This window comes from Streptomyces sp. NPDC048507 (assembly GCF_043199995.1).
Taxonomy (GTDB): Bacteria; Actinomycetota; Actinomycetes; order Streptomycetales; family Streptomycetaceae; genus Streptomyces.
Window position 1 is genome coordinate 100,925 of the sequence record NZ_JBICWZ010000014.1, and the last position, 17,027, is coordinate 117,951.

General features: G+C 74.4%; 15 protein-coding genes and 1 pseudogene. 5 read left to right on the forward strand and 11 right to left on the reverse strand.

The features are described from left to right. Positions 1-47: 47 nt before the first annotated feature. The 5 genes and pseudogenes from ACGFXC_RS30025 to ACGFXC_RS30045 all read right to left on the reverse strand — a co-directional run. On the reverse strand, positions 48-2,264 hold the full coding sequence (locus ACGFXC_RS30025; protein WP_393718008.1) for a serine/threonine-protein kinase: 2,217 nt from the start codon (positions 2,262-2,264) through the stop codon (positions 48-50). After that, positions 2,261-4,516 carry a PQQ-binding-like beta-propeller repeat protein gene (locus ACGFXC_RS30030; RefSeq protein ID WP_393718009.1) on the reverse strand — a complete coding sequence of 752 codons (2,256 nt, stop codon included), beginning with the start codon at positions 4,514-4,516 and terminating at the stop codon, positions 2,261-2,263. The genes ACGFXC_RS30025 and ACGFXC_RS30030 overlap by 4 nt, the downstream gene beginning before the upstream one ends. A 125-nt stretch (positions 4,517-4,641) precedes the next feature. Next, positions 4,642-6,642 carry a PQQ-binding-like beta-propeller repeat protein gene (locus ACGFXC_RS30035; RefSeq protein ID WP_393718010.1) on the reverse strand — a complete coding sequence of 667 codons (2,001 nt, stop codon included), beginning with the start codon at positions 6,640-6,642 and terminating at the stop codon, positions 4,642-4,644. A 344-nt stretch (positions 6,643-6,986) separates the two neighbouring features. Next, positions 6,987-7,241 carry an ALF repeat-containing protein gene (locus ACGFXC_RS30040; protein ID WP_393718058.1) on the reverse strand — a complete coding sequence of 85 codons (255 nt, stop codon included), beginning with the start codon at positions 7,239-7,241 and terminating at the stop codon, positions 6,987-6,989. 94 nt (positions 7,242-7,335) lie between these two features. Then, positions 7,336-7,701, reverse strand: a pseudogene (locus ACGFXC_RS30045) (ALF repeat-containing protein); the annotation flags it as partial. A 419-nt stretch (positions 7,702-8,120) separates the two neighbouring features. Between ACGFXC_RS30045 and ACGFXC_RS30050 the strand changes: the two are divergent. Then, entirely contained in the window at positions 8,121-8,561 is a 441-nt protein-coding gene (locus ACGFXC_RS30050; protein WP_393718011.1) for a hypothetical protein, read from the forward strand. Between the two features lie 132 nt (positions 8,562-8,693). Then, positions 8,694-9,617: a hypothetical protein gene (locus ACGFXC_RS30055; RefSeq protein ID WP_393718012.1), complete on the forward strand. Its 924-nt coding sequence runs from the start codon at positions 8,694-8,696 to the stop codon at positions 9,615-9,617. 638 nt (positions 9,618-10,255) lie between these two features. On the opposite strand, the gene ACGFXC_RS30060 is transcribed toward ACGFXC_RS30055, so the two are convergent. Further along, a complete protein-coding gene (locus ACGFXC_RS30060) occupies positions 10,256-10,843 on the reverse strand; it encodes a TetR/AcrR family transcriptional regulator (RefSeq protein WP_393718013.1) in 588 nt (195 codons plus the stop codon). A 159-nt stretch (positions 10,844-11,002) separates the two neighbouring features. Between ACGFXC_RS30060 and ACGFXC_RS30065 the strand changes: the two genes are divergently transcribed. Then, complete coding sequence (locus ACGFXC_RS30065) at positions 11,003-11,965, forward strand: alpha/beta hydrolase family protein (RefSeq protein WP_393718014.1); 963 nt, start codon at positions 11,003-11,005, stop codon at positions 11,963-11,965. 554 nt (positions 11,966-12,519) lie between these two features. Here ACGFXC_RS30065 and ACGFXC_RS30070 read toward each other — a convergent pair. Together ACGFXC_RS30070 and ACGFXC_RS30075 are read right to left on the reverse strand one after the other, a co-directional pair. After that, positions 12,520-12,876, reverse strand: coding sequence for a MerR family transcriptional regulator (locus ACGFXC_RS30070; protein WP_393718015.1), 357 nt, complete (start codon positions 12,874-12,876; stop codon positions 12,520-12,522). 29 nt (positions 12,877-12,905) lie between these two features. Further along, positions 12,906-13,664: an SDR family NAD(P)-dependent oxidoreductase gene (locus ACGFXC_RS30075; RefSeq protein WP_393718016.1), complete on the reverse strand. Its 759-nt coding sequence runs from the start codon at positions 13,662-13,664 to the stop codon at positions 12,906-12,908. A 55-nt stretch (positions 13,665-13,719) separates the two neighbouring features. Between ACGFXC_RS30075 and ACGFXC_RS30080 the strand changes: the two genes are divergently transcribed. Continuing rightward, on the forward strand, positions 13,720-13,890 hold the full coding sequence (locus tag ACGFXC_RS30080; RefSeq protein ID WP_393718017.1) for a hypothetical protein: 171 nt from the start codon (positions 13,720-13,722) through the stop codon (positions 13,888-13,890). Positions 13,891-14,131: 241 nt separating this feature from the next. Here the strand turns inward: ACGFXC_RS30080 and ACGFXC_RS30085 are convergent, their stop codons facing one another. Both ACGFXC_RS30085 and ACGFXC_RS30090 read right to left on the reverse strand, forming a co-directional pair. Beyond that, positions 14,132-14,728 carry an NADPH-dependent F420 reductase gene (locus ACGFXC_RS30085; RefSeq protein WP_393718018.1) on the reverse strand — a complete coding sequence of 199 codons (597 nt, stop codon included), beginning with the start codon at positions 14,726-14,728 and terminating at the stop codon, positions 14,132-14,134. A gap of 72 nt (positions 14,729-14,800) precedes the next feature. Next, positions 14,801-15,631, reverse strand: coding sequence for an inositol monophosphatase family protein (locus ACGFXC_RS30090; protein WP_393718019.1), 831 nt, complete (start codon positions 15,629-15,631; stop codon positions 14,801-14,803). Positions 15,632-16,060: 429 nt separating this feature from the next. Here ACGFXC_RS30090 and ACGFXC_RS30095 point away from each other — a divergent pair, with 429 nt between their 5' ends. Beyond that, positions 16,061-16,381 (forward strand): hypothetical protein, encoded by a 321-nt coding sequence (locus tag ACGFXC_RS30095; protein ID WP_393718020.1) that lies wholly within the window; start codon positions 16,061-16,063, stop codon positions 16,379-16,381. 85 nt (positions 16,382-16,466) lie between these two features. Here the strand turns inward: ACGFXC_RS30095 and ACGFXC_RS30100 are convergent, their stop codons facing one another. Continuing rightward, positions 16,467-17,018, reverse strand: a complete 552-nt coding sequence (locus ACGFXC_RS30100; RefSeq protein WP_393718021.1) for an EF-hand domain-containing protein — start codon at positions 17,016-17,018, stop codon at positions 16,467-16,469. Positions 17,019-17,027: the final 9 nt, after the last annotated feature.

The window sequence follows — 17,027 nt, forward strand, 5'->3', positions numbered from 1 at the left end:
GGCAGGGTGCGGCCCGGTGCCGGACGCCCTGTCCCGCGCGGGTCCCCTTAGCCCTGTGCGGGGAGGGTGAGGACGTGGGTGCCGCAGGACAGGTGGAGACGGTCGCCGGCGATGCGGAGTTCGGTGTAGCCGGCGATCGTCAGCGAGGGATGACCGTCCTCGGTCAGTCCGCTGCGGTACGTCCAGGGCGGGCGGTGGGTCGCGAGGCCGACGGCGAGGAGGGGCTGGGCCAGCTGGCCCGTGTCCACGTAGAGGGTGCCCCGGTGGGGGAGGGGCGGCGGATCGAAGCGGGCGCCGTCGGGGATGGTGTACGACCACTGCAGCGCGCCGTCCGAGGCCCGCAGCGCCAGCAGTTCGTCACGGGCGCCGGGGCTCTGCGGGTCCGTGCGGCCCAGCCCGATGACGTACACCGTGCCGTCCACGACCGTCGCGCTCCCGTAGGCGGCCCGGCCGCCCGGGTACGGCAGCCGGTCCGCGCCGAAGCGCCAGACCACCTTCCCGGTGGCGGCCTCCAGGGCGCGCACCTCGCCGCCCGCCACGTAGAGGCGGCCGTCGGCCAGGGAGGCGGGATCGACCGGTCTGATCGGGAGGTTGCCCGGGCCGAAGAGCTCGGTGCGCCAGCGTTCGCGGCCGTCGTCCCGTCCGAGGCCCACGACGTCCCCCGACACGGAGTAGAGCAGGACGTCCGCGGCGACGGCGACGCCGGGGTTCGGCGCGTAGGGTTCGTGGCCCGTCCCCGCCGTCCAGAGCTGGGCGCCCCCGGAGGTGGCGTACGCGGCCAGGACCTGCCGGTCGCCCTCGTAGCCCGTGACGTACAGCCGGTCGTCGGTCCGGGCGATCAGACGCAAGGCCTCCGACTGCCGCCCCAGATCGCCGGGGTATTCGGTCAGCCGTCCGTCGGCCGGGGAGAGGGCGAGCAGCGGATCCGGGGCGTGCAGGACCGTGGACTTCTCGCGCACGACCAGCCCCGACCCGTTCTCCTCGAAGACCACGGTCTTCGGGTTGCGCCACGCCACCGCGCCGGTGGCCGCGTCGAGGCCGACCAGGGTCCGGCTGTAGAGCGTTTCCCCGACCGACACGACGACGACGCCGTCCCGGACCGCCTCGACCCGGCACGGCGACTGGGCGTCGTACGTCCACAGCGGCTCGGGCGCCAGCCCCGGCGGGCGGGGTGACGGGGAAGCCGCCTTCCGGTCCGCCGCGGGCGCACCGGAACCGGCGCGCGCGGCCCAGAGCGTGGCGCCCCCGCCGAGGGCCAGCAGCCCCCCGGCACCGGCCACCAGGAGACGCCGGCGGGACGTCCACCCGGCGGGCGGTTCCGCGGGGGGCGGCGGCGGCCCGGGCAGCCGGACCGGACGCAGGTCCCATACGCCGACGGCCCGCCGGCCGAGGTCGGCGAGCAGCGGGCCGGGCAGCAGGTCGGCGAAGTCGCCTCCGGCTCCGCCCAGTTCGGCCGCGAGACGGGAGGCGGCCGGGCGGTCGCCGGGCTCTTTGGCCAGGCACCGCAGCAGGACGGGGACCAGCCCCGCGGGCACCCCGGCGAGGTCCGGCGTGCCGTACCGCACCTCGTACAGCACGTCGGCGGCGGCCTTCCCGGCGAAGGGGCCGCGGCCGGTCGCTGCGAACACCAGCACCCCGGCGAGGGCGAACACGTCGCCCGGCGGCTCGTGGTCCCGGCCGCCCGCCTGCTCGGGGGACATGTAGGCGGGAGTGCCCACCGCCTGCCCGGTGCGGGTCAGACGGCGGGCGCCGAGCGCACGGGCGATGCCGAAGTCGATGACGCGCGGGCCCGCCGCGGTGACCAGGACGTTCGAGGGCTTGAGGTCCCGGTGCACCAGGCCCGAGCCGTGGATGTCGGCCAGCGCCACGGCGAGCCGGGAACCCAGCGCCCGCACCACGGCCTCGGGCAGCGGCCCGTACCGGACGACGGCCTCCGCGAGCGAGGGGCCGATCAGGTATTCCGTCGCCAGCCAGGGCAGCACTCCCTGGGTGTCGGCGCCGACCACGCTCGCCCCGTGCCGCGCGCCGATCGTCCGGGCCGCCTCCGCCTCCAGCCGGAACCTGAGCCTGAACTCCGGCTCCCGCGCGAGGTGTTCGTGCACCGTCTTCAGCGCGACCACCCGCCCGCCCGCGGACCGGGCGAGGAAGACCGTGCCCATGCCCCCGCCGCCGAGCCGGCCGAGCAGCGTGTAGCGGCCGATCCGCTCCGGGTCGCCCGGCAGCAGCGGTGTGGTGGGGCCGTCCTCCGGCGGCACGGCGCTCACCCGACGGACAGGGCGAAGTAGTCGCGGCCGGACTTGCGGGCGAACACGGCGGTCCGCGTGCCGCTCGACACCCGCCAGATCAGGCCTTCCTGCTCCTGCGCCTGCTCGGCCACCCCCTGGAACGCCCAGAGGTTCCGGCCGTCCTGCGGATCGACCGCGGTGACCGACTGCCAGTCGAGCCGGTAGAGGGGGCTGCCGGACGGACCCGCCACGAGGGCCGCCTCGCCCTTGGGCACGGATGTGAGGGGGACCGGAGGGAACGTGGTCCGCTTGATCGTGCCATTGCGGGGATCGACCAGATGCGTCCAGTTGTTCGCGTCCACGATGTACAGCGTGGCGTCGTCCTGCAGGAGCGCCCCGCGCGGGGCGCTGATCCGGTCGGGGCTCCCCAGGGCCTCCCCTCCCCACCGTTCGGTGCCGGTCTTCACGTCCCGCGCGCAAAGCTTGTGGTTCTCGTCCGTGTACAGGGTGCCGTCGGCGGTCATCCAGGAGCGGGGCTCGTCGGGCAGCGCGGCCCAGGGCTCCTTCTCCCACCGCTCCCAGCGCCGCGCCCCCGTCTCGGTGTCCAGGGCACTGAACACGGCCGCGCCGAGGTCCTTCTCGTTCGCGTCCGCGGGGTCGGGCACCCGCTGCACGTACACCGATCCGGCGCCGGGCGTCACCCGCAGCGAGCCGCTGTGCCCGGCCGCAACGCGCCCCAGCGGGGCACGCCACACCGTGCTGCGCTGCGCGATGTCGTAGCAGACCAGCTGGGTCATGCCCGCCTCGCCCGGTGTGCGGAACCACACCCGCGTACCGGCCCGGCCCACGAAGCCGTCGTTGATCTCCATGGCGTAGGCGGGGTCGGTGTCGTGCGCGGTCCCCGTCAGGGCGGAGAAGCGGACGAGTCCCCGGTCGAACGTGGGGACGAAGAGGAGGTCTTCGGAGACGGAGACCGGCACGGGCGTGGCGTTGCACCAGATGTCCTTGGTCCAGAGCGTCTTGCCGGTCCGCAGGTCCAAGCCGATCGTGGCGCCGATCAGCGGGACCACCACGACCTGGTCGTTCCACACCAGCGCCTGCTGGCCGGTGGTCCCGGCCCTGAAGTGCCACAGGACCGCCGGCGGCGTGCCCGGCACGCGTGCGGGCGGGCCGCTCGGCGCGGCGGCCGGCCGGGCCGGGGCGGCCGCGCGCGAGGTGCCGCGGCCGAGGGCGAAGCCGCCGGCCAGCCCGGCCGTGGTGGCGAGGGCGCCCAGCAGCAGGCTCCGGCGGGCGGCGAGGCCGCGGCGCGGCGGCTCGGGCGCGTCCGGCGCGGTGGCGTTCGGCGCGGACGCGTCCGCCTGCGTGGTCACCGCCGTCGCCGACGGGCCGTCATGGAGCGGCGCCTCCAGCGCCATCACCGCCGAAGCCTGTGCGGACAGCTCCGTCACCAGCGCCCCCGGCAGCCACTGCGCCGCGAGGAGCGCGGCGGCGCCGTCCGGGGCGAGCCCGGTGGCGACGGCGCCGGGGGCGGGGCGCCGGCCGGGGTCCTTGGCGAGGCAGCGGGAAAGGAGCGGACGCAGGCCCGCCGGCACCCCGTCGAGGTCGGGGTCGGCCGCGGCGACGGCGTCCGGGGTGGCCGCGGCGAACGGGCCCGCCCCGGTGGCCGCGTACACCAGGAGCAGGCCGAGGACGAAGACGTCGGAGGCCGGGCCGGGCGCCCGCCCGGCGACCTGCTCGGGCGTCAGGAAGCCGAGGGTCAGGCGCGCGGCGGCGCCGTCCGCCGCGGGGTCGATCCCGGTGGCGGCGGCGAGCGGGCCGAACCCGGTGAGGCGGGGGCCGTCGGCGCCGAGCAGCACCGTGTGCGGGGCGAGCCCCTGGTGGGCCCCGGCGAGCGCGTGCAGCCGTACGAGGGCCTCCGCGAGCGCGGCGCCGAGGACGCGCAGGGCGTGCTCCGGCAGCGGGCCGTACCGGGCGATGGCGGAGCCCAGCGCGAGCGCGGGACGGTACGCGGTGACGAGGTGCCCGACGGCCGACTCCCGCACCGAGGGCACCCAGGGGCCGGCCGCCGCCACCGCGAGCCGTGCCTCCGCCGCGAACCTGCGGCTCAGCGCGGGGTCGGCGGCCAGCCGGGGGCGCGGTACGAGGACGCTGACCTTGGCTCCCTCACGGTCCAGCGCCAGGTACTCCACCGCGCAGGCGCTCTCCCGCAGCCGGGCCAGCAGGGTGTACTCGCCGATCCCGGCGGGGTCGCCCTCCGCCAGTGGATCAGGACCGTCTCCGTGCGCCGCCATGCCGGTTCACCCCCCGCCCACCAGCCGTCGTCGCGCTCCCCCTGGATCGCTGCGGGCACCCTACCTCCCGGGCGCGGGGCGGGCGGGGGAGGTGATCAGTTCCCGGCCACAGGGCGGCCGCGCGGTCAGAACAGGGGCAGCGCGTACAGCCGTCCGCCGTTCTGGGCGGCCACCACCCGGCCGGCCGCCGCCACCGCCCACGGGCCGTCGCGTTCGGCCCCCGGGGAGAACCGGTAGCGCTCGCTGTCCCCGGCCAGCGGGAACGCCGCCACGCCGCCGGCCCCGGCCGCCAGCGCGACGTACAGCCCGCCCGCCGCCGCGACGGGCCGTGCCGCCGCGTATCCGCCGCCCTCGCCCGTCATCTCCCGTACGTCGCCGCCGTCCGCCAGCCGCAGGCAGCGCAGCCGGCCGCCCTCGGCGGCGTACACCGACCCGGCCCGGACCAGGGGGGCGCCGAACGAGCCGGGCCGCGTCGTCGGCCCCGCCTCCCACCGCCGGGCCCCGTCCTTCGCGTCGAAGCCGCGCAGCGCGGCCCCGCCGAGCACCACGAGCCCGTCGCCGAGCGCCGCGGGCAGGCCCCCCGCGGCGCCGGCCGTCTCCCAGACCGCCCGTCCCGAGGCCGGGTCGAGGACGTGTACCGCCCCGTCGGCCGCGGTGACGACCAGCCGTCCCTCCTGGGCCACGGCCACGGCCCCGTCGGCGGCCACCGCCTCCCGCGACCGCCACAGCGGCGCGGCCGTACCGCGGCGGACGGCGACGACGCGGCCGTCCGGGTCCCGCGCGTACAGGGCGCCGGACTCCGCGGCGAGCAGCCCGGACAGCCCGCCCGGGCCGGTCCACGCCGGTTTCCCCGTACGGGGGTCGAGGGCGCGCAGGACGCCGTCCGGGCCGACGAGCACCGCGTCGGGCGCGCCGGGGACGGGCGGGCGGCCGCCCTCGTACGACCAGAGCCGGCGGCCGGTGCGCGGGTCCAGGGCGGAGACCTTCCCGGGATCCGCGACCAGCAGGACGTCGCCCGCCGGCACGGGACCGAAGGGCATGCCCGGGTCGAGGTCCGCCACGGACCACACCGGTGCGGGCCGTTCGCCCGGCGCCCCTTGCCACAGCGGGACCTCGCCGTCCCGGTCCGCGCCGGGTCCGTACCACCGCCACCCGGCGCCCCCGGCGCCGCCCGCGAGCAGGACGGCCGCGCCCGCCGCGATCCCGAACACCCGCCGCCGCGAAGGGCCGGGACGGCCCGTCAGCTCCCGCGCGCGCAGGTCCTGGCGTTCGATGTCCCGAAGGACGGGGGCGGGCAGCCAGCCCGCGGGCGCGCCCCGGCCGGACCCCTCCCACAGGGCGGCCAGCTCGGCCGCCCGTGGACGCCGGCGGGCCTCCTTGACCAGGCAGCCGGCGAGCGAGGGCCGCAGGGACGGGGGCACCCGGGAGAGGTCCGGCTCCTCGTGGGCGATGCCGTAGTCGGCGAAGGCGAAGCCGTCCCCGGCGAAGAGGTGGTGTCCGGTGCACGCGTACGCCAGCAGGGCGCCGAGGGTGAACACGTCGCTGGGCGGACCGAGTTCGAGGCCGAGAACCTGCTCCGGGGACATGTATCCGGCCGAGCCGGGGCGCTGTCCCGTGAGGGTGACCTGCGTCGCCGCGGGCATGCGGGCGATGCCGAAGTCGACGAGGCGGGGCCCGTCGGCGGCGAGCAGCACGTTGGACGGCTTGAGGTCCCGGTGCACGACCCCGGCGGTGTGGAGGGCGTCCAGGGCGGTGGCGAGCATGGCTCCCAGCGCCCGGACGGTCCCGGTGGGCAGAGGCCCGTAGTCCTCGACGCACCGCTCCAGGGTCGGCCCCGGCACGTACGCGGTGGCGAGCCACGGCACCGGGGCGCCGAGATCGGCCCCGAGGTGCCGGGGCACGTACCGGCTGCGCACGGCCTCGGCGGCCTCCCGCTCCCGGCGGAAGCGGACGGCGAGGTGCGGGTCGCCGAGGAGTTCGCGCCGGAGCGTCTTGACCGCGGCGACCCGGCGGCCCCCCCGCCCCAGGTAGACGGTCCCCATGCCGCCCTCACCGAGCACGCCGTGCAGTCGCCAGGGCCCGAGCGCACCCGGATCGCCCGGGCGCAGCGGCGAGGGGCCGCTCACCGGGCGGACGCGACGTGGGGGGTGCGCATGGACGGTCCCTTCCTCGCTGCGGCGGCTGCTGCACGCTACCTCTTCGGGCCGTGCCGTCCGCCATCCGCAACAGGGCTTTCCCCGCGCTGAGTTGGCCTGAATCCGCCCCCTGGCGCCCGCCCTCCGGAGGGTCGGCGCGTCAGCGGCGCTCCCGGCCGAGCGGGCGACCGCCGGGTACGTGGGAGGTGCGGGTCGCCCGGCACCACGAGCCGGTACCGGACCTCCCCCGCCCCGGCGGGTCACGCTGACGCAAGGCGGGGAAAAGCCCTGGCAGCCCCCCGCGCGGGGGGCTGCCAGGAGTTAACACGAGGGAATCAGTACTGGTACTGGCCGACGGTGATGAAGTACCGCAGTTCCTCCGGCGTGCCGTCGATGGCCTTCTCGGCCGCGGCGCGCAGCCCGGCGCTGATGCCCGGGCGGCCCAAGATCCGTGCGACCTCGACGCGGTCGTCCTCGGCCCGGGCGAGGCGCAGCCCGGTCTTGAGGAACGCCGTCCGGTCGGCGGGGGTGCCGTCCAGGGCCTTGTTCGCCTCGCGCGTGACGCCCTTGCCGACGGAGGGGTCGGCCAGGAAGCCTGAGAATGGCGACCTTGTTGTCTTCGTCCTGGGCCTTGGCGAGGCCGGTTTCCAGGAAGGCGATCCGGTCGGCGGCTGTGCCGTTCAGGGCCTTGTTCGCTTCGCGCGTGACGCCCTTGCCGACGGAGGGGTCGGCCAGGAGCCTGAGAATGGCGACCTTGTTGTCTTCGTCCTGGGCCTTGGCGAGGCCGGTTTCCAGGAAGGCGATCCGGTCGGCGGGGGTGCCGTCGAGGGCCTTGTTCGCTTCGCGCGTGACGCCCTTGCCGCTGGCGGGGTCGGCGAGGATCTTGGCGATGGCGGCCGCGTTCTCCGCATCGGATCCCACCACCGCGTGCGCGGACGCCGACACCGACGCCGTGACCGGCGCGGCAGAGGCGAGGGACGGAGTGGCGAGCAGGAGCGCCGGAGCCAGGGCTCCGGCGGCCAGGGCGAGCGCGGGTCGGGTCAGTTTCATGGTTCCCCCAGAGTCGGATGCCGTCCGGTGATCGACAGCCCGATGATCTTCGCAAGGGTGTTTGCCGCGTACAACTCCGTAAACCGGCAAACAACCGGCCCCGAACGTGGCGGGGTTCGCGCCTGGCGCTGCGCCCCGGTCCGCAGGGTCGGACCCGCCGCGACCATCCGTCCCGACGGACGGAACACCCGCCCGGGGTCCCCTGACCCCGGCCACCGCGCGGTACGCCCCCGTACGGCCGGGCCGCCGTCTCACACGTGTGAGGTGAGCCCGGTGACCGGGTCGTGGGCGATGAGCGCGCGCATCCCCGGGTGGTACCGCGCGGCCTCGCCGGTCAACAGCACCCGGCGTCGGGCGGCCGTCGCGACATTACGGGGCCTGGTGTGCGCAGGGGCGTGCGGGCAGGCTACTTTGCTCGGGTGAGTCTCCTTGATGATGTGGCCGAGCGCGACGGCTGGCAGTGCTGGGTGTGTGACGAACCGGTCGATCCCGACGAGTCGGTGAACGATCCGCGGGGCCCCAGTGTGGACAGCAGGACCGCCGACCGGAAGGCCAAGGTCGCCGAGCGGCTCGCGCACCGCGGCTGCAACAGCCGCAAGGGCGCGGTCAAGGTGGTCATCGCCTGGCCGGAGCGCCTGTACGTGGCCGAGCCCGCCCCGCTGATCGCCGTGGCCGAGAGGCTGGAGCGCAAGGGCGGCCGCGAGATGGTCGGCCGCTGTCCGACCCGGCAGGACGCCCAGGAGGCGGCCGACTGGCTGGTGGACCGCTTCTCGCGACTGGTTCCGGGCCTGCCGGTGACCGCCGACATCCAGCCGGGCGGCGGCCAGTTCCTCCTCACCCTGGCCGCCGGCCGCCGCTGACCTCCGCCACCGCCGTGACCCGCCCGGGCGGTCGGCCGCAAGGCCATGGCGCGAACGACCGACCGCCGAACCGGTGCCCGGTCGTCGGGGCCGGCTGCGCATCCTGGCCTGACGCGTGAGGAGCTCGTGTCCGTGGACGTTCACATCGAGGACTTGATACGGGAGAGGGCGGCCAGGCTCGGCGCCGGCGTTCCCTACGCGCTGAAGGTCCTGACCGGCCAGTTGGCCGAGGACCCGGACATGGGCGAGCCGTTGCCGCTCCCCCTCGGGCGCACGGTGCGGATCGACGGCGACACGTTCGAGGACTGCCCCGCTCTGATCGTGGACTACATCCGCGAGCCCGACCGGGTCCAGATCCTGGGGGTGAAGCCGGCCCGGCCCGAGGCGCCGGCCGGCCACGGCCGGGAGCAGGGCCAAGGCCACCGGGGCCGGAACCCCGTTCCCGTCGACGAGGCAGTGGTCGCCCGGCAGATCGCCGATGCCTGGACGCGGATCGCGGCCTGCCTGGCCGCCCGCGCCCCGGCCTCGTACGCGGCGCTGCGTCCGGGGGTGCGGGAGGAGGCCGTCGAGGCGTTCGGGTGGGGTCTCGGTGTCCGTGTCCCCGCCGAACTGCGGTCCCTGTGGCGGCTCGTCGCCGGAGACGACGGAGTGGACGGGGCGGGCTGTCTGCCCGGCAAAATGTCCCTCATGCCGCTTCAGGACGTGGGCACCTTCCACCGCGCGCGGATGAAGGATCCCGTGGGGCAGCTCGACGGCGAAGAGCTCACGTCGTGGAAGGCCTCCTGGATTCCGCTCATCTCCTTGGGTCCGGCCGATCACACCTCCGGCCTGTACCTGGACACCGAGTCCGGGTTCCTGGGGCCCTGGTCCCGCTACGCCGACACCCACGTCGAGGAGCGGGACACGCTGGTCACGTACCTGGAGGAGATGGCCGACATGCTCCAGAGCCCCGCCCTCGCGACGCGCGACCAGCCGGGCACGGTGGGCGGGGCACTGATCTGGCGCAGCAGCCTGCCGCCCGCCGATGAACAAACCTGGACCCCCCTGACCGACTGACCCGAGGCCACCAGGCGCACAGGAGTCCGCGGGTTCCGCGGAGGTGGCGGACCTTTGTGCGCGAGAATGCTCGCCATGACGACGTGAAGAGCACGGGCCGGGCGACGCCCGTGGCGAAAGACCGGGAGCTGCGACACGATTCCCGTCGGCGATCAGCGCGTCTGCGCCCGCTGCGGCACGCCCCTCTGCTCGTATCAGTACCGCTTCCATCCTCCCGAGTCCCCGATGTTCGAGCGGTGCGTCGGACTCGCCTGGTGTTCCCCTTGCCGGATCTACTCAGGCCAGCTGGTGCACGTCCCGCGGGAGCGAGCCCTCGTCGATCGCCTCGCCTCCCTCCGTCCTGAGCTACGAGAAGGGCTGCTCCGTTCGGAGACACGACTGATCGACTTCCTGGACCGCTGTTGAGCGCAGCCGTGCTGCGGCAGCACCGCAGAGGCCCGCCCCGGGCTCAGAGCGGGGTGAAGTCCGCTTTCCGCGCGATGGTTTGAAGCGGGTGGTATCGGTCCCCGGCTAGCGGGGCAAGAAACCGGTCATGCCCCCCATGCGTCGCTCCATCCGGAGCCATGTACAGGAAAAGGTTCCCGCTCGCGGCATGTCCGATGGGGCACAGGTCCCCGAGACCAGACACGTGTGCGTTCCTACGGTCGGCGCAGGCCTTGGAGGAGCAGTTCGATCAGTCGGCGGGGGTCGTAGCGGGGGTCGGTGTCCCGTCCGATGCAGAGGTTGCCGATGCCGCGCATGAGTTCGTAGGGCTGGATGCCCGGCCTGATCTCACCGGCGTCGGCCGCGGCGTCGAGCAGTTGGGCGCAGACGGGCAGCAGGCGGTCGAGGAAGTGGGTGTGCAGGGCGGCGAAGCGGTCGCTGTCGGACTGGAGGGCGTCCGCGAGCCCGTGCTTGGTGACCAGGAAGTCCACGAAGAGGTCGATCCACCCGCGCAGCGCGTCGAACGGGGAGCCGGCGCCGGCCAGGAGCTTCGGGCCCGCCTCGGCGCACGCGTCGATCTGGTGGCGGTACACGGCGGTGACGAGGTCCGCCCGGGTCGGGAAGTGGCGGTAGAGCGTCCCCAGTCCGACGCCCGCCCGCGCCGCGATCTCCCGGATCGGCGCGTCGACCCCCGAGGACACGAACACCTCCGCGGCCGCATCGAGCAGCGTCTGCTGGTTGCGCACCGCGTCCGCCCGCTTGCTGCGGGCGGACGCCCCCTTGGCCTGGTCTCCAGTCGGCACCACGTGCCCCTTCCAGTAGACGTTGACGAAACGGATCGATGTTCCGTATCTTTAAGTGGAACAGCGATCCACTTTCAGCGTAGCCGAAAGCGGCCGCTCCGCCGTACCCGCCTGCGGTCATGCGACCGGCAGCGGGGGCCACAGAAGGGCATGCGCACCATGACCGATCCTGCTTACGCCGACACCTTCGGCTCGCCCGCACCCGTCCTGTCCGTCAGCCCGGTGGTGCTGCCGGCCCCCGGCCGCGCCGTCGACCTGCACCTGCGCGTCTCCGCCCCGGTGACCGGGAGCGAGCTGCCGGTCATCCTCCTCTCCCACGGGCTCGGCTTCTCCCACCACCTCTCCTCGCTGAACGGCTACGCCCCGCTGGCGAACTCCTGGGCGGCCCACGGCTTCGTCGTGATCCAGCCGACCCACCTGGACTCCAGGACGCTCAGCCCGGGCCCCGGCCCGTCCGGGTCCTACACGCACTGGCGCAGCCGGGCCGAGGACATGAAGCGGGTCCTCGACGGGCTCGATGCGATCGAGGAGGCCGTCCCCCAGCTCGCCGGCCGCCTCGACCGCAGCCGGATCGCGGTCGCCGGGCACTCGATGGGCGGGCACACCGCGAGCCTCCTGCTGGGAGCCCGCCTCACCGATCCGCACGACGGAACCGAGGTTGACCTGGCCGAGCCCCGCATCAAGGCGGGGGTGCTGCTCGCCGCGCCCGGCCGGGGCGGAGACGCGCTCACCGACTTCACCGTCGAGAACTACCCGTTCTTCCTGACCACGGACTTCTCCACGATGACGACGCCCGCGCTGGTGGTCGCCGGCGACAAGGACGCCTCCGCGTTCCTCACGGTCGCCGGCCCGGACTGGCACGCCGATCCGTACACCCTCTCGCCCGGCCCCAAGTCACTGCTCACCCTGTTCGGCGCGGAGCACGGGCTCGGCGGGGTGTCCGGATACGACGTCGCCGAGACCACGGACGAGAACCCCGAGCGCGTCGCCGCCCTCGCCCGGCTCACCTGGGCCTACCTGCGCGGCGAGCTCTACCCGCAGGACGGGGACACCGTCTGGCAGTCCGCGCGTGACGCCCTGTCCTGCGGCCCGGACCCGCTCGGAAGGGTCGAATCCAAGTAGGCGCCCTCCCGCGACCGCCGGCGGTGAAGCTCGGTGCCGTCCCGGGGCTCATCGAGGCCGACGTAGCTGAGGACGTCGTTGTGGTGCCCCGTGACGACCCATCCGCCGATGTCCTTGAGGTCGATCGCTCCGAAGTCTCCTGCCGAGGATCAGGCATGCGCCGGGCCGAACAGCACCCGGGCCGATGGAGAAGGCCGCATGCCCGAAGGGCAGCCGTGGCGGCACGAGCGGACGACGGCAGGGGGAGCCGTGACGCTAGAGCGGTGTGCCGCACGGCCGTACGACCTCACCCGGCCACCGGCGGTGCTCGCGGCCCCTGCCGCGACGTGCACGATCACCCCGCACGCCGCGCCCGGCCAGACCCCGGTCCTCGTGCTTCGGCGCGACCGGATCCCCGCGAACCAGAAGGTGCAGTTCGGTGGTGGACTGCCCAGCACCACCGCCAACGCGAGCGGTACCGCTCAACTCCAGCCGGTCTGCGTCGCGACGGGCAGCAGAGATGCCTCCGCGCGAAGGAGTGTGACGGCAGGACGGACCTCGGAGCACACGACGGCTCAGACGGGTCCGGCCGCCCCGCGCAACGCGGCCACCAGCCGGTCACGGGTCTCGGTCTGGGCGGCGATCCGTGCCTCGAGCACGGCCAGCCGTTCCAGCGCGACCCGCATGCCCTTGCCCGACGGCGGTCCGGCGGTCACGTCGCCGTCCAGGCAGGGCAGGAACACGCGTACGTCGTCGAGCGTGAGCCCCGCGCCCAGCAGACGGCGGATGTTGCGGACCCGTACGACCGTCGCGCCCTCGTAGACGCGGTAGCCGTTGGCGGCCCGCTCGGAGGAGATCAGCCCGGCCTGTTCGTAATGGCGCAGCGCACGGCAGGTCGCCCCCGTCGCGCCGGCCAGCTCACCGATCCGCACCCGCCCACCCCCTCGCAAGACCCCTTCTATCACGCCACCACCGCCCCGCCGTCGACGGGCAGCACCACTCCGGTCACGAACGAGGCCGCGGGTGCGGCGAGTTGGGTGATCGCCCAGGCGACTTCCTCCGGGCGGCCGATCCTGGCCAAGGGCGTGTGCGCCAGCTGCCATGCCCGCAGGGCGGCCGTCCGCTCCGGTGTCAGGCCCTGGTGTTCGCCGATCGGGGTGTCGATCGCGCCGGGCGCGACCGCCACCACGCGCACCCCGCGGGGTGCCAGCTCGACCGCCCAGCTGCGGGTCAGCACCTCCAGGGCGCCCTTGGTCGCCGCGTAGAGCGAACTGCCCGGCCAGGCCCGCTGCCCCACCGACGTGCTGACGTTGACGATCACCCCGGCCGCCGCCTCCAGGGCCGGCAGCGCCGCCTGGGACAGCAGGACCGGAGCCACGAGGTTGGTGGCGAGCTGCGCCGAGATCGCCTCAGGCTCCAGGTCCCCGAGGGCGCCGGAGCGCACGATGCCCGCGTTGTTGACCAGGACGTCGAGCCGTCCGTGACGCTCCAGCGCGGCCGCGACGATCCGGCGGGGCCCGTCGGCGGCGGTGATGTCGGCGGCCAGCGGCACGATCCGCTCGTGTCCGGAGGCGGTCTCCCGGAGCGGCTCGGCCCGCCGTCCGACCGCGACGACCTGGGCGCCCCCGGCGGCGAAGGCCCGGGCGGTGGCCCGCCCGATGCCCGTACCGGCTCCCGTGACGACCACGACCCGGCTGTCCTGCGCTGCGTTGCTGTTCATACCGGCATCGTGCAACCCTGCCACCGGCGGCAGGGTCAACCCCGTACCCCCGGCCATGGGCCTACGGAACACGATCACCGCAGGCCGGCAGACGCAGATCGGCGACGACGTCTTCCGGCTTCCGGCCTTCAGCCCGGACACGATCGGTGACTTCCGGGTCAAGGGCAAGGTGACCAAGGTGCACGGCGCGGCGGGCAGTTCCTCGTCCGGCACCTCGGCCGCCTGACGGCCTTCGAGCCGAGCGCGCACCTCACGGCGACGCTCCTCGTCCTGCCCCCCGGCGAGCTCAAACCCCTGGTCGGGAACCGGGCCGTCACCGAGGCCGTCGGCTCGCGGACGGCGAACTGTCCCCGGCGATGCTCGCGCGCGAACTCAACGTCTCCGTCCGCACGCTGCACCGGGCGTTCGCGGCCGTGGGCGAGCAGACGGCAGCCACTTCACCCGGGCGGCGGCGCGCCGTACGCGGATCAGCGGGCTATCGAGATCGCGAAGGGCGTGAATCCGCTGGACCGGATCACGTGCGGCACGAACAGGATCGCGGCCTCCGTGGCGCGGGCGGTCAGGACCCCGCCGAGATCGGTGATCCACTCCTCGTGCCAGCCGAGGTCGGTGAGGAGCGCGCGGACGGCCTGCTTGGCCTGCGGGTCCTCGCCGGAGAGGAAGACCTCGGGTGCCTGGGCGAGCATCGCGGGCGCGGTCATCACCGGGAAGAGCATGGTGTTGAGCGTCTTGACGACCTGCGTCCGGGGGAGGGCCGACTGGAGCTGCTCGGCGAGGCTCGAACCGGGGTAGATCAGATCGGCGGGCAGTCCGTCCGGTCCGTCGAGGGTGGCGTTGGAGACGTCGACGAGGATCTTGCCGGACAGCTCTTCGCGCAGGGCGACGAGCCGTTCCAGCGAGCCGGCCCCCGGGGTGGCGTTGATGACGATCCGGGCCGCCCGGGCGGCGTCGGCGGCGGCGCCCGGAGCGCGGTCCGCGACGGTCACCTCGTGCCCGGCCCGGGTGAGGGCGCCGGCCAGGTTTCCGCCGACGCGGCCGTTCCCGAGAACTGCGATCGTGGTCATGGTGAGGTGCTCCTTGCGTGGATGCGGCTGTAGGTGTGGGTCTGGATCTGGGGCTGGATCTGGATGGTGCGGTCAGCGTGAGAGCGTCGCGACGGCCTCGGCGTGGATGCCCGGCGCGGCGGCCAGGAAGCTCTCGCTCTGCGGGGTCCAGGGGCGGCCCTCGGCGTCGGAGATCCTTCCCCCCGCCTCGCTGACGAGCAGCGCCCCGGGCAGCAGGTCCGCACGGGCACCGGCGAACTGCCAGAAGGCGTCGATCCGGCCGGCGGCCACGTTCGCCAGGTGCAGGGTCGCGGGCACGGCGGTGCGGACGACGAGCGCGTCGAGGAGCATCGCGGTGATCGAGGAGCCGATGCGCCGCACGACCCTCTCGTCCTCGTCCGGCCGGGCCTGGCTGGTGGCCACGATGCCCAGCCCGAGGTCCGCGGTCGGGGAGACGCGCACCGGCCGTCCGTCGAGGTGGGTGCCCGCGCCGGTGCGCGCGGTGTAGGTCTCGCCGGTCAGCGGCAGGTGGACCACGGTGAGCACCGGCTGGTTGTCGCGCACCAGGGTGGCGGTCACCGCCCACTCGGGCAGCGCGTGCAGGTGGTTGACGTTGCCTTCGGCCGGGTCCACCACCCACCACTCGCCGGCCGGCAGCGCCCCGCCGTCCAGCTCGTCCTCCACCCAGCCGGCGGTCGGGCGCAGGGCCGTCAGCCGGGGGCGCAGGATGGCGAGGGCCGTGTCGTCGTTGACCGCGAGCGCGCTCATCAGCTCTTCGCGGGTCCGGTAGCGCACCACCTCGCCGAAGCGCTCGCGCAGCGCCGCACCGGCCTCGCGCACGGCGCTCTCGGTCCGGGCGAGCAGGTCGGCGTCGGAGGCGGCGTCGGGGGCGGTGACGTCGGCGTTCCGAAGGGTCGCGGACATGGTGGTGCTCCTGTCTGGAGGGGGGGTGAGGAGGCCGGTTCGAGGCCGAACTGCGCTGTGCTCGCTGCGCTTTCACCTCGAAGGTAGCCAGCCCCATGATTAACTTCAAATGCATGTCAAGCACATATGGATTGACCCACACGCAATCAACGGGGCGCTCGTTCCCGCTCCCACCACGACGTGGTCGCAAGGCCTCTCGGCGGTCATCGTGGTCCGGTCTTCTCTTGGTTCACGGAGCGGCCCCGGGCCGCCCTTCCCAACTGCCCTCGAACCTTGGGGAGGCCGGTAGGTCCGCCGCTTGAACCAGCGCGCCGTCCGTTCGGGACCTCAGCGCCACGCGGCAACGTCGCCGGCGCGACGCGGGGCGGGCGGAGAAGGAACTGACCGCGATGGGCGGGGACGTCGTGCCCGAGCTGCTGGCCCTGCGCCGTGCCGGCCCCGGCCCACTGCGCCGCCACGCCCTCCCGGGCGGTGTGGCGGTCCGACCGGAACGGACTGCTGGAACGGCTCGGCGAGCACTGCCAGGAGGCCCACTGCTACGAGCACGACGGCTACGACGACGCCCACGGCTGGGCGATCGCCGAAGGCGGCAGGGTGATCCGCTCGTACGGCACGTACCGCGAGCCGCAAGGGACGGGCGAACCCCTGCCCTGGGAAGAGCCGCAGACGGAAGACCCGCTCTGGGAGCCGGGCGTGTACGCCCCGAACGCCTCCTGCGAGTGCAACGCGAACGGCGTCGCCGTCCGCTGACGCGGGCTCCCGGCCGGGCCCCGCACTCCGCAGGCGCGCACCTCGATCAGGATCCCGCCGGCCGTCTGGGCCGCGAGCGGTGCCGTCAGGGGTTGATCTTGCCGAAGAGGTGATTGGCGGGGGCGTGGGGGTCGTTGCCGTAGAAGAATTCCGAAACGGCCTGCCGGAATTCGGTGCGGTCCAGGGCGCCGGAGCCGTCCTGGTCGAGGGCGGTGAAGACCTCGGCGCAGTCGGTGCCGGGAACGCCGGAGATCGACCCGAACATGAGCTGGAACTCGTCCTGCTCGATCTTGCCGTTGCCGTTGAGGTCGACGAGGTCGAAGAAGCAGTCGGTGACCGGTCCGATCTGGTGGGGGAACTGGGCGGGGTCGGTCAGGGCCCGCTTGAACCCCTCGGTCATCTCGTGCAGGTCGACGCGGCCGTCTCCGTCCTGGTCGAGGGGGGCGATGACGTTGGTCCAGAACTCGTCCATGCCCTGGGTGAGGCGGCGGGCGGTGGCGGAGTCGGGTGCGGTGTCGCGGGCGGTGAGGTAGCGCTCGCTCATCATGCGGACGTCCTGCTGGGTGATGAACCCGTCGCCGTCCACGTCGGCGCCCCTGAACCACTGGCGGTACTTGAGGCTTTGAAGTGCAGTCATGGACACGCA

Bases quoted from the DNA above. Each gene is read 5' to 3' on its own strand.
- ACGFXC_RS30065 (WP_393718014.1), top strand. From the start codon at position 11,003: ATGACCGATCCTGCTTACGCCGACACCTTCGGCTCGCCCGCACCCGTC.
- ACGFXC_RS30030 (WP_393718009.1), bottom strand. From the start codon at position 4,516: ATGGCGGCGCACGGAGACGGTCCTGATCCACTGGCGGAGGGCGACCCC.
- ACGFXC_RS30075 (WP_393718016.1), bottom strand. From the start codon at position 13,664: ATGAACAGCAACGCAGCGCAGGACAGCCGGGTCGTGGTCGTCACGGGA.
- ACGFXC_RS30085 (WP_393718018.1), bottom strand. From the start codon at position 14,728: ATGACCACGATCGCAGTTCTCGGGAACGGCCGCGTCGGCGGAAACCTG.
- ACGFXC_RS30080 (WP_393718017.1), top strand. From the start codon at position 13,720: ATGGGCCTACGGAACACGATCACCGCAGGCCGGCAGACGCAGATCGGC.
- ACGFXC_RS30090 (WP_393718019.1), bottom strand. From the start codon at position 15,631: ATGTCCGCGACCCTTCGGAACGCCGACGTCACCGCCCCCGACGCCGCC.
- ACGFXC_RS30100 (WP_393718021.1), bottom strand. From the start codon at position 17,018: ATGACTGCACTTCAAAGCCTCAAGTACCGCCAGTGGTTCAGGGGCGCC.